Annotated in this window: 13 protein-coding genes; 4 read left to right on the top strand and 9 right to left on the bottom strand. The window is 30.6% G+C overall.

Annotated features, from left to right (window positions below; translation table 11 throughout):
• Positions 1-93, top strand: a 93-nt coding sequence (locus tag DAD81_RS03040; RefSeq protein ID WP_157961064.1) for an IS3 family transposase, incomplete at its 5' end; no start/stop codon positions are given.
• Positions 94-375: 282 nt separating this feature from the next.
• On the opposite strand, the gene DAD81_RS03045 is transcribed toward DAD81_RS03040, so the two are convergent.
• The 6 genes from DAD81_RS03045 to DAD81_RS03070 form a co-directional block, all read right to left on the bottom strand.
• On the bottom strand, positions 376-1086 hold the full coding sequence (locus DAD81_RS03045; protein ID WP_111706768.1) for an aromatic aminobenezylarsenical efflux permease ArsG family transporter: 711 nt from the start codon (positions 1084-1086) through the stop codon (positions 376-378).
• Positions 1087-1518: a nitrophenyl compound nitroreductase subunit ArsF family protein gene (locus tag DAD81_RS03050; RefSeq protein WP_111706769.1), complete on the bottom strand. Its 432-nt coding sequence runs from the start codon at positions 1516-1518 to the stop codon at positions 1087-1089.
• Positions 1519-1529: 11 nt separating this feature from the next.
• Complete coding sequence (locus tag DAD81_RS03055; RefSeq protein ID WP_111706770.1) at positions 1530-2507, bottom strand: permease; 978 nt, start codon at positions 2505-2507, stop codon at positions 1530-1532.
• 11 nt (positions 2508-2518) lie between these two features.
• Entirely contained in the window at positions 2519-3130 is a 612-nt protein-coding gene (locus DAD81_RS03060; protein ID WP_111706771.1) for a class I SAM-dependent methyltransferase, read from the bottom strand.
• A 203-nt stretch (positions 3131-3333) separates the two neighbouring features.
• Positions 3334-3654, bottom strand: coding sequence for a thioredoxin family protein (locus tag DAD81_RS03065; protein ID WP_111706772.1), 321 nt, complete (start codon positions 3652-3654; stop codon positions 3334-3336).
• A 61-nt stretch (positions 3655-3715) separates the two neighbouring features.
• A complete protein-coding gene (locus tag DAD81_RS03070; RefSeq protein WP_111706773.1) occupies positions 3716-4048 on the bottom strand; it encodes an ArsR/SmtB family transcription factor in 333 nt (110 codons plus the stop codon).
• Positions 4049-4144: 96 nt separating this feature from the next.
• Here DAD81_RS03070 and DAD81_RS03075 point away from each other — a divergent pair, with 96 nt between their 5' ends.
• The 3 genes from DAD81_RS03075 (at position 4145) to DAD81_RS03085 (ending at position 8037) form a co-directional block, all read left to right on the top strand.
• Positions 4145-5323: an Lcl C-terminal domain-containing protein gene (locus tag DAD81_RS03075; RefSeq protein ID WP_111706774.1), complete on the top strand. Its 1179-nt coding sequence runs from the start codon at positions 4145-4147 to the stop codon at positions 5321-5323.
• Positions 5324-5339: 16 nt separating this feature from the next.
• Complete coding sequence (locus tag DAD81_RS03080) at positions 5340-6587, top strand: Lcl C-terminal domain-containing protein (protein WP_111706775.1); 1248 nt, start codon at positions 5340-5342, stop codon at positions 6585-6587.
• A gap of 121 nt (positions 6588-6708) precedes the next feature.
• Positions 6709-8037: a sulfatase-like hydrolase/transferase gene (locus DAD81_RS03085; protein ID WP_111706776.1), complete on the top strand. Its 1329-nt coding sequence runs from the start codon at positions 6709-6711 to the stop codon at positions 8035-8037.
• On the opposite strand, the gene DAD81_RS03090 is transcribed toward DAD81_RS03085, so the two are convergent.
• From DAD81_RS03090 to ileS, 3 genes are all read right to left on the bottom strand, one after another.
• Positions 8027-8647, bottom strand: a complete 621-nt coding sequence (locus DAD81_RS03090) for a lipoprotein signal peptidase (protein ID WP_111706777.1) — start codon at positions 8645-8647, stop codon at positions 8027-8029. The genes DAD81_RS03085 and DAD81_RS03090 overlap by 11 nt on opposite strands.
• A gap of 73 nt (positions 8648-8720) precedes the next feature.
• Positions 8721-9098 carry a TraR/DksA family transcriptional regulator gene (locus DAD81_RS03095; RefSeq protein ID WP_111706778.1) on the bottom strand — a complete coding sequence of 126 codons (378 nt, stop codon included), beginning with the start codon at positions 9096-9098 and terminating at the stop codon, positions 8721-8723.
• Positions 9099-9102: 4 nt separating this feature from the next.
• Positions 9103-12510, bottom strand: a complete 3408-nt coding sequence (ileS, locus tag DAD81_RS03100) for an isoleucine--tRNA ligase (RefSeq protein WP_111706779.1) — start codon at positions 12508-12510, stop codon at positions 9103-9105.
• Between the last annotated feature and the right edge of the window lie 84 nt (positions 12511-12594).

Consider the following 12594-nt stretch of genomic DNA (forward strand, 5'->3'; position numbering starts at 1 on the left):
CAGTATATAAAATATTATAATAATGAAAGAATTAAACTAAATTTAAAAGGAATGAGTCCGATTCAATATCGAACTCATTATTATCAAAATTAATTATAAATTTGTCTAAACTTTGGGGTGCAGTCTAAAATTAGATTGGTCTTTTATGTTGTTTTGTGAAAAAGTTGCTGTACTTAAATACATAAAAAAAATACTCAGTACAACTGTTTTAATTTGAGGTTTGTGGGGCATCTTAAATTGCTTTAAACTTAAAACGCAGCTAATTACAAATTATTATTAGCCATTAAAAAAATTCAAAACATTTAAAAGAAAAGCTATAAATATAAACCTGCTTATATATAGTTTAATTAATTATCTTTTTCAACAAGTTATTTTCTATTTAATAATTCCTGAAAAAATTAATATATAATAAAGTCCCGTAAGTAAAAATACAATTCCTGTAATTGTTCGCATCCATTTTTCAATCTTAGTAATTTTCTTATAAAAATCACCTACACTACCGGCTGCAAAAGCCAATAAATAGGTAAATAAAATAACAGGGATCCCAGTTCCAAGAGCAAAAACAATTGGTAATAACAAACCATCTACGCTTGAAATTGTCATTGGAATTAGCATTCCAAAATATAAGGCACCACTATACGGACAAAAGGCTAATGCAAATAATATTCCAATTAAAAATGAACCAAGCAATCCATTACTTGAAAATTTCTCACCTAATTTATTGGTGAAATTTGTCTTGTTTAAAAAATTTAGTCTAATAATATTTAGCATTACTAAACCTATTAGAATTAATAACGGGCCTAAATATTTTTCTCCGTTTTGCTGAAAAAACTTAGCTAAATGAAACTTACTCGCTCCAAAAAATAATATTAAACCAATTAAAGTATAACTAAAAGCTCTTCCTAAAGAATAAATTATTCCACTTAAAAAAACTTTCTTTTTATTTGTTATATTTTTAGAAATATAAGCTGTAGCTGTAATATTTGTAGCTAACGGACAAGGGCTAATACTTGTCATTAAACCCAATACAAAAGCGGATAAAATTGGAATGTTATAATTTTCAAGTAAAGATTTTAACAACTCCATTTATATTTTTGTTAACTCAGCTTCTATTTTAGTTTTTAATTTATCTGAAAATACGTTTTCATCACTTGCTTCCATAAAAGCAAAATCTGTTAAATCAACAATTGTTTCTTTACCATCTGCAATTACATTTAAAAACAATGAAGTTCCAGTTGCCTGAAATTTTTCAGCCAGTTGAAAATTCTCTTCTTCATCTACATTTACAGATTGAAACGTTATTTTATCACTCTTTAATTCATTAGAAAAATAATGATTTAATGTGCTTTTTGTATTGCTTTCAATAGCGTTACACGTCATACACCTATGTGTTGAATGAAAATCAATCACTTCAATTCTATTTGAAAGTTTTACACTTTCAGCAGTTTCTTTTTTTACTGTTTCTTTACAAGAAAACAACAATCCTAAAACTAAAACTAATACACTTAACTTTTTCATTTATTAAATATTTAAAAAATTAGATTAAAAACAAATCCTGAAATTATTATACAAAAAGTTACCACCGAAAAGAAAATGGCAATCAACTTTATGGTCATTACTTTTTTTAACAACATTGCTTCTGGTAACGATAATCCAACAACCCCCATCATAAATGCGATTGCTGTTCCTAAAGGAATTCCTTTTGATACCAAAACTTGTATAACTGGTAAAATTCCAGAAGCATTAGAATACATTGGCACTGCTAAAATGGTTGCTACTGGCACGGCAAACCAATTATCTTTACTTAAATAAGTTTCAAAAAAACCTTCTGGAATATATCCATGCATTAAACCTCCAATGGCAATACCTACAAGTACATAAGGTAAGATTCCTTTTAAAATTGTTCTAGATTCTTGCCAAATAGAAGGTAATCTATCTTTTAATGAAGCTCCTTCTAACTCAAATATTTCAGTTTCTTTTTGTGAGTTTGCTAATACTTGCTGCACCCAAGGAGATAAATATTTTTCTAATTTTAATTTTTGAAGAATTATCCCCGAAATAGTTCCTAATAAAATACCACTTATTACATAAATAACTGTAGTTTTTAAACCAAACAAACCTATAAATAATCCAATTGCAACTTCGTTAACCAAAGGCGAAGTAACTAAAAAAGCAAAAGTTACTCCTAAAGGGATTCCTCCTTTTACAAAACCGATAAATAATGGTATAGAAGAACAAGAGCAAAATGGTGTTACCACTCCAAAAAGCGATGCCGTTAAATACTCAAAACCATACAATTTATTTCGAGACAAATAGTTTCTTACTTTTTCAACAGGAAAATAACTATTTACAATTCCCATTAAGAAAATGATAACAAAAACGAGTAATAAAATTTTTATAGAATCATATATAAAGAAATTTAAAGCTTCCGTTAAATGTTTTCCCTCTTCTAATTTAAAAATATCAAATACAACCCAATCTGCTAATTGCTGAATCCAATCGAACATAACTAATCTTTTTATTTTTTTCCTACAAAACGAATAACAACACCTTTCCCCTTATGATGAATACCTTCATTTAAATTTATTTCCTCTTCTGTTAAAACTTCTATTTCAAATTCTTTAAAATCACTTCTAATCTCATCAATATGATAAAGCATTTCTATATTTTTTGGACCAAAAACTTGATTATTTTCCGCATTAAGCTTTAGTTGATCTTTACTAAAACCTTCTAAAATTAAAACGCCGTCTTTTTTTAAATACTTCGTGATTCTTTTATGATATTGTGCTTTAACTTTTAGAGGGAAATGTGCATAAATTAAGGCTATTACATCAAATGAATTTTCTTCAAAATGCAATTCAGAAAGTTCTCCTACCAAATAATTAATATTCACATTATTTATTTTGGCTAATTTTTCGGCCTTCAACTTTCCTTGCAAGCTCATATCAAAACAAGTAACATTCAGTCCCATTTTTGCGGCAAAAACAGCATTTCTACCTTCTCCTTCTGCAGGTAATAAAATAGATCCTTTTAACTCATTTTTTCTTAATATATTTTCAAAAAATACATTAGGCTCAACACCATAAGCAAACTCTTCATTACCATACCTTTCTTCCCAAAATTCTTTCATTTTCAATCTAATTTGAATAGTCTTTCCGTTTTAATCTTTATAAAACTTTTACCTACATAATAAACCGGCATCTCTACCAAAGGGTAATTTACACCTAATAAAATTTGTTGAGAATTAATTATATAAAACTGCAATTGCTAGCGCAATTTTTAATAGATCAAAAGGAATTTCTATAATTAAATTATATTATTACACGTTACCTTTTAGCAACAACCTGTTCCGTTTTCATCAGTTGAACAACAAGAATCACTTGATTCTTCAATAGAGCAACAAGCATTATTAGCGAAATTATCAACTAATAAAGCCTTCATTTCTTCTTTACTTGGCACCTTTCCTTTTATCATCACTTTGTTATCAATAACAATTGCAGGAGTACTCATAACATCATATGCCATGATATCCATAATTTCAGTTACTTTAACAATTTTAGCTTCAATGTTTAATTCATTTACAACTTCAGTCACCACTTTCTCTGCGCTTATACAACTTGGACAACCAGTCCCTAATATTTTTATTACTTTCATTCTAATATATTTTTAATTTTATTTATTTTATTATTCCTCCGTAGTTATAAATAACAATAATTTAATCACAAGACCTTTTATTCATATTTCTACTAAAAAATTCATTGAATAATGCCTTTGCTTTTATCCAATTCTCTTGATTAATACAGTATTTAATTTTTGGAGGGTTTACAGTTCCTTGAATCAACCCAGCATCTTTTAATTCTTTTAAATGCTGTGAAATTGTAGATTGCGCCAAAGGCAACACTTCCAACAAATCACCCGTATAACAACAACTTGCGTTATCTAAATGATTTAATATTTTAATACGAGTTGGATGCCCTAAAGCTTTAGCAAATTTGGCTATTTCTTCGGTTTCAACTTGATAAACGATATTTTCTTTTGTTCTTTTCATAAGTCTATCGCAAATGTACGATAAGTATTTAAATTTCAAAAATATTTTAAACCTTTTTAAATTTATATGGTCTTAATTCAAACAAAATGCAAAAGAATGAAAATGTTAAGTAGACTTCTATTAATTACATTGATCGGTTTTCAATGTTCTTATGCTCAAGAGCAAAAACAAACGTACCCTATTGTTGACACAGGAGTTAGTGAATTTTACAGTGATAGCATTATTATTAATGAACCCAAACCAAATGAACACTTTTATGGACAAGATGCTCATTATACCGGAAATCAACCATCATATACTAATAATGGCAATGGAACAATAACCGATAATATTACTGGTTTAATTTGGGAACAATATATGGGTGAAAAATTAACTTTTGAAGAAGCTTTTAAAAAAGCTAAAAATTCAACTTTAGGTGGTTATACAGATTGGCGTGTACCAACTATTAAAGAGTTGTATTCATTAATACAATTTACTGGCCAAGTGAAAGGAGCACATTCAATAAAATTATTTATAGACACCAATTATTTTACTCAACCTTTGGGTGACACCACAAAAGATGAAAGAGAAATTGACGCACAAACTTGGTCTTCTTCAGAATATGTTGGAAGAACAATGAGAAATGACGAAACTGTTTTTGGAGTAAATTTTATTGATGGAAGAATAAAAGGGTATCCAAAATATAATCCACGTACCAAAGATGCAAATACAATGTATTTTAGAATGGTTAGAGGTAATATCGCTTACGGAAATAACAACTTTATAGATAATGGAGATGGAACTATAAGTGATTTATCAACTGGTTTAATGTGGCAAAAAACAGATGATGGAACTTCAAGAAATTGGGAGGAATCTTTAACCTATGCTGAAAACTTAACTCTTAGAGATAAATCTGACTGGAGGTTACCAAATGCAAAAGAATTACAGAGTATTGTAGATTATACTCGCTCATTACAAACCACAAACTCTCCTGCAATAAATCCTGTTTTTGAAACTTCAGAAATAAAAGATGCCAATGGAAATACCAATTATCCTTTTTTCTGGACCTCAACTACACATAAAGATGGAATAAATCCATATGGTAGCGCGGTTTATATTGCTTTTGGAGAAGGACAAGGTAAAATGAGAGACATACTAATGGATGTTCACGGTGCTGGTTGCCAACGTAGCGACCCAAAAAGCGGAGATTTAAATGAATATCCTCAATTTTTTGGACCTCAAGGCGATGTCCGATATGTGTATAATTATGTAAGATGTGTAAGAACTATAAATTAAAAAAAGACTAAATAATATGAAACTAAATCAATTAACCCTAATAGGATTGTTATCCATATTTCTTATTTCCTGCAGTAGTAATGATAATGATTTGGATGTAAATAACGAATCTAATGAAGAAGAAGCAGAAGTTATTGAAATATCAACTCCCGATAAACCTTACTCAATTGTTGATACCGATGTTTCGGATTTTTACAGCGATGTAGCAATTATTTCAAAACCATCTTCAACAGATACTTTTTTTGGACAAGATGCTAACTATAACCGAAACCAACCTTCTTATACAAATAATAATGATGGAACAATTACAGATAATGTTACCGGTTTAATGTGGGAACAAGATATGGGCTCTAAAATAGCTTTTAGTGAAGCTTCGTCAAAAGCATCAAACTCAAATTTAGGAGGTTATAACGATTGGAGAGTTCCAACTCTAAAAGAATTATACTCATTAATATTATTTACTGGAAAAGTAAAAGGTGAAGTTGCCATAGACTTTTTTATAAATACCAATTACTTCAATCAACCTTTAGGTGACACATCAATTGGCGAACGTGAAATTGATGCTCAAACTTGGTCTTCCACAGAATATGTTAGTACTACAATGAATTCAGATGAAACTGTTTTTGGTGTAAATTTTGTTGATGGGCGTATTAAAGGATATCCAAAATACAAGCCTGGCACAGGTGCTGCAAATACAATGTATTTTAGAATGGTTAGAGGCAACTCTGAATACGGTAAAAATAATTTTATTGATAATGGTGACGGAACAGTTAGTGATTTAGCAACTGGTTTAATGTGGCAAAAATCTGATAATGGAATTTCAAGAGACTGGGAGGAATCTTTAGCCTATGCAGAAAATCTTAACCTTGGAAACAAAACTGACTGGCGTTTACCAAATGCTAAAGAATTACAAAGTATTGTAGATTATACCAGATCTCCAAAAACTACCAATTCACCAGCCATTGACCCTCTTTTTAATTGTACCGAAATAGCCGATCCGGATGGAAACACAGGTAATTATCCGTTTTATTGGACTGGAACTAGCCATTTAGATGGCGCAAATCCATATTCAAGTGGCGTTTATATTGCTTTTGGTGAAGGACAAGGAAAAATGAATGGTGTTTTAATGGATGTACACGGTGCTGGCTGTCAACGTAGCGACCCAAAAAGTGGAAACATTAATGATTATCCTGAATTTTTTGGTCCTCAAGGAGATGTTCGATATGTATATAATTATGTTCGTTGCGTGAGAAACATTGAATAATAAAATTTATGTGAACTTGATTAGCCTCGGTAAATCTGCACTTTCAGGTTCACATACTAATTGATAATCAGCGAGATGAGATACTAAAACAAGATCAGAATAACGCTTTTAAACAGTAAAAATGAAGAAAAATAGAATATTCATACTAATTCTAACAGCAATTACACTTTTATCTTGTTCTGAAAATAATGATGATTTTGTAGATTCAGAAATTGAGAATGAAACAACTCCTGAAATTGAGATAGAAAATAAAAAACCAAATATATTATTGGTTATTGCAGACGATATGGGTTTAGATGCTTCTCCTGGTTATTCCGTAGGAACAGAAAAACCGAATATGCCACAGCTTCAAAACTTAATAAATACAGGTATTACATACAACAATGTTTGGTCTAACCCTACGTGCTCTCCAACAAGAGCAACTATTTTAACAGGGAAATACGGTGTTAACAATGGCGTTTTGGCTGTAAACAATGCTTTAAGCACTTCTGAAATATCCATTCAAAAATATCTAGAGACTAATTTAAATTCAGAATATAGTTCAGCAGTAATTGGTAAATGGCATTTATCAAACAATAAGAACCACCCTGAAAGTATGGGTATTGACTATTACTCTGGCTCTTTATCTGGTACTTTAACTGATTATTGGAATTGGACACTTACCGAAAACGAAACTCAAACAACATCCACAACTTACAATACTACAGCATACACAAACACTGCAATTGATTGGGTTGAAGAACAAACCAAACCTTGGTTTTTATGGCTTGCTTACAACGCGCCACATACACCATTTCATTTACCTCCAACAGATTTACATTCGCAAGGAAGTTTACCAACCGATCAAGGAAGTATTGATGCAAATCCGCTACCTTATTATTTAGCAATGCTTGAAGCAATGGATACCGAATTTGGAAGACTTTTAAACAGTATGTCTTCAGAAGAAAAAGAAAATACAGTTATTATTTTTATTGGAGATAACGGCACTCCAAATCAAGTAGCGCAAGAATACAACAGCAAACGAGTTAAAGGCTCTTTATACCAAGGAGGCATAAATGTACCTATGGTAATTGCAGGTAAAAATGTAACTAGAGTTAATGAAACAGAAAACGCATTGATAAATACAACAGATTTATTTGCAACCATAGCAAACATTGCAGGTGTAAACGTTGATAAAATTAATGACAGTAATAGTTTTTATGAATCGTTCTCAAATTCAACTACTAAAGTAAGAGAATATGCTTATGCTGAAGATGAATTTAATGTAACTATTAGAAACAATACACATAAATACATGTTATTTGAAGATGGCTCAGAGTCTTTATTTAATCTAGCTGAAGAACCATTAGAAACTAAAGATTTATTAAAAGCAAACAACCTTCCTTTAAGTGAAAGTGATAGTAAAATAAAGGATGAATTAGTTGAAAAACTAGCAGAGATTAATCCGTAATCTCTGTTGTTTCTTCTTCCTTTGGAAATGCTTTTTTATTGAAAACTATTAAAATACCAACAGCTATAGAAATTGCGGCATCTGCTACATTAAATATCGCATTAAAGAAGGTGAAAGGTTTTCCACCCCATATAGGAATCCAACTTGGTAAATCACCACTCCAAATTGGAAAATAAAGCATATCAACTACTTTTCCATATAATAATTCTCCGTAAGGTTTATCAGCAAATAAGGTTGCTGTAGCATTATTAGGTGAATCAAAAATAACTCCATAAAAAACTGAGTCTATTATATTACCCATTGCTCCTGCAAATATCAATGAAATAGCAATTACTAGTACAGTTGGAGCATTTTTCTTAACAGAACTATGCAACCAATATCCAATACCCGCAATGGCAAATAGCCTAAATACTGTTAAAAATAACTTTCCAGTTCTACCGCCTAATTCAGCTCCCCAAGCCATTCCATTATTTTCAATAAAATGAATTCTAAACCAATCAAAAACAACTACATCTTCGCCGTATAAAAAATTAGTTTTAATATATATTTTACTAATTTGATCTATTAGCAGGACAACAATTATTATTAATATTGATTTTTTCAATTTTATTCAGATTTTTCTAGTATTCGTATAAAAAGTGAAGCTCCTTAAAAAAGAAGCTTCTTAATTTTAAAAATTACGTTTATTGTTGCATATTCTTAGCTTCAATACTTAAAGTAGCATGAGGTACTAATTTTAATCGTTCTTTTTGGATTAATTTACCTGTTACACGGCAAATTCCATATGTTTTATTTTCAATTCTAATTAGTGCATTTTTCAAATCTCTAATAAACTTTTCTTGCCTAATTGCTAACTGTACATTTGCTTCTTTTGACATTGTTTCGGATCCTTCTTCAAACGCCTTAAATGTAGGTGAAGTATCATCAGTTCCGTTATTACTGTCATTTTTAAAAGAACTCTTCAATAAATTTAAATCTTCTACTGCGTGAATAATTTTTTCATTTATAATTTCTTTAAATTCCGCTAACTCAGTGTCAGAATATCTACTATTTTTATTCATAAGCTTACATTTTTTTAATTAATATTTTCGTGCTTACATCGTCAAAAGCAATTTCCGTGCCTTTTTCTAATACGTCTTCAAATACCAATTCATTGGTTAATGTTTCTGTTTTTATATATTCTTCGTTCGCCTCAATTGAGCGTTCTAATATATCATTTTTTTGAATGATAAGTTTAATTCTATCATTTACTTCAAAACCAGATTCTTTACGTAAATTTTGAACCCTGTTTATTAACTCTCTTGCATTCCCTTCATTTCGTAATTCATTGGTAATTTTAACATCTAAAGCTACTGTTAAACTGCCCTGATTTGCTACCAACCAACCTTCAATATCTTGTGAAGTAATTTCAACTTCATCTATAGATAAATTTACAACTTTTTCGTTTATTGTTAAAGAAATCTTTCCATCTTTTTCAATTTTTGAAATATCATCTTGATCTAATTTTTGAATAGCCTGCCCTACAAAACGCATATCTTTTCCAAACTTAGGCCCTAACACTTTAAAATTAGGTTTTATGGTTTTTACTAAAATACCTGAAGCATCGTCAATTAACTCAATTTCTTTTACATTAACTTCAGATTTTATTAGGTTTTCAACAGCTAAAATCTCTTCTCTATCAGCTTCATTTAAAATAGGAATCATTACACGTTGTAAAGGTTGACGTACTTTTATCATTTCCTTTTTACGCAATGATAATACCATTGATGATATTTTTTGAGCCTGTTGCATTTTATGCTCTAATTTATGATCAATTAAACCATTATCACTTTTCGGAAATTCACCCAAATGTATAGATTCAAAGTTTTCTTTTTCTGAAACTGATATTAAATCTTTGTAAAGATTATCCATAAAAAATGGTGCTATTGGAGAACCTAATTTAGCAACAGTTAACAAACATGTGTAAAGTGTTTGATATGCTGAAATTTTATCTTGTCCGTATTCACCTTTCCAAAAACGTCTTCTACTTAAACGAACAAACCAGTTACTTAAGTTTTCACCTACAAATTCTTGAATTGCACGTGCCGCTTTTGTTGGCTCATACTCTTCATAAAATTTCTCTACATTATTAATTAACGAGTTTAATTCAGACAATACCCAACGATCAATTTCTGGTCTATCTTTAATTGCTATTTCATCTTCAGCATATGTAAAGCTATCTAAGTTTGCATACAATGAAAAGAACGAATATGTGTTGTATAACGTTCCAAAGAATTTTCTACGAACTTCATCAATTCCCTCAACATCAAACTTTAAGTTATCCCAAGGGTTTGCATTTGAAATCATATACCAACGTGTAGCATCCGCTCCGTATTTATCCATTGTTTCAAACGGATCAACAGCGTTTCCTAAACGTTTACTCATTTTTTTACCTTCTTTATCTAAAACCAATCCGTTAGATACTACATTTTTATATGCAACAGAATCAAAAACCAAGGTTCCAATTGCATGTAATGTATAAAACCAACCACGAGTTTGATCTACTCCTTCAGCAATAAAATCTGCTGGAAAGAATTTTTTCTCATCTATTAATTCTTTATTTTCAAATGGATAATGCCATTGTGCATATGGCATAGAACCAGAATCGAACCAAACATCAATTAAATCGCTTTCACGTTTCATTGGTTGTCCTTTTGGTGAAACTAACACTACTTTATCAACTACATTTTTATGTAAGTCAATTTTATTATAGTTTTCTTCACTCATATTTCCAACTTCAAAATCAGCGAAAATATCAGCTTCCATAATACCTGCATTCACAGATTTTTGCATTTCAGCTTTTAATTCTTCAACAGAACCAATCAAAATTTCTTCAGTTCCGTCTTCTGTTCTCCATATTGGCAATGGAATACCCCAATAACGTGAACGTGATAAATTCCAGTCATTTGCATTTTTTAACCAGTTTCCAAAACGTCCTTCTCCAGTAGATTTTGGTTTCCAATTAATAGTTTCGTTCAAATCAAACATTCTTTCACGTTTGTCTGTTACTTTTACAAACCAAGAATCTAATGGATAATATAAAATTGGTTTATCTGTTCTCCAACAATGTGGGTAACTGTGACGATATTTTTCTACGTGAAATGCTTTATTTTCTTCTTTTAATTGTATTGAAATTTCAACATCTAATGAACGCTCTGGAGCTTCACCATCGTTGTAATATTCATTTTTAACATACTTACCTGCATATTCACCCATATGTTTAGTGAATCTTCCTTGTAAATCTACTAAAGGAACAGGATTTCCGTTATCATCTAACACTAACATTGGTGGTACTTCAGGAGTTGCTTGTTTGGCTACCAAAGCATCATCTGCACCAAAAGTTGGAGCTGTATGCACAATTCCAGTTCCATCTTCTGTAGTAACAAAATCTCCTGCAATTACTCTAAAAGCATTTTCTGGATTTTCATATGGAAGCGTGTATGGTAATAATTGTTCATATTTAGATTCTAAAATATCAGCTCCTTTAAATTCTTGAACTACATAAAAAGGAATCTTTTTATCGTTTGCTTTATACTCAGCTAATTGAGCTTCATCTTCAACAGAAAAGAACTTTTTACCGAATTGCTTTCCAACTAAATTTTTAGCTAAAACAACACTAATGGGTTTAAAAGTGTATTGGTTAAATGATTTCACCAACACATATTCTATCTTTTTTCCAACGGTTAAAGCTGTGTTTGAAGGCAACGTCCAAGGTGTGGTTGTCCAAGCTAAAAAGTGAACATCTCCATCAACTTTTTGTAAAAATTCTGGCAATGTATTTTTCACAGCTTTAAACTGAGCTACTGCTGTTGTATCTGTAACATCCTGATAAGTTCCTGGCTGATTTAATTCGTGAGAACTTAAACCTGTACCTGCTTTTGGTGAATATGGCTGAATTGTATATCCTTTATAAATTAAGTCTTTCTTATACATTTGAGAAAGCAACCACCAAACAGTTTCCATGTATTTTGGTTTGTAAGTTACATATGGATCTTCCATATCTACCCAATAACCAACACGTTTTGTAAGGTCGTTCCAAACATCTGTATAACGCATAACTGCTTTTCTACAAGCATCATTATACTCTTCAACAGATATTTTTTTACCAATATCTTCTTTAGTAATTCCTAATTCTTTCTCAACACCTAATTCAACTGGTAATCCGTGAGTATCCCAACCCGCTTTACGCTTTACTTGAAAGCCTTGCAAGGTTTTATAACGACAAAAGATATCTTTAATCGCACGCGCCATAACATGGTGAATACCTGGTAAACCATTTGCAGAAGGAGGTCCTTCAAAAAACACATATGGCTTATTTTTATCTTTTGTTGCTATACTTTTTTCGAAAATATTTTCTGCTTCCCAAAACTTTAAAGTCTCATCTGCTACCTTTGTGAGGTTCAATCCTTTATATTCTCTGAATTTTTTGCTCATTTTTTACCCTTAAATCAATTAGTTTGCGAAATTACGGATTTTCTTCAAAATATCATTGCTATCAATAGCAAAAAATATCAGTAC

This window comes from Lutibacter citreus, assembly GCF_003260195.1.
In the GTDB taxonomy this organism is placed as follows: Bacteria; Bacteroidota; Bacteroidia; order Flavobacteriales; family Flavobacteriaceae; genus Lutibacter; species Lutibacter citreus.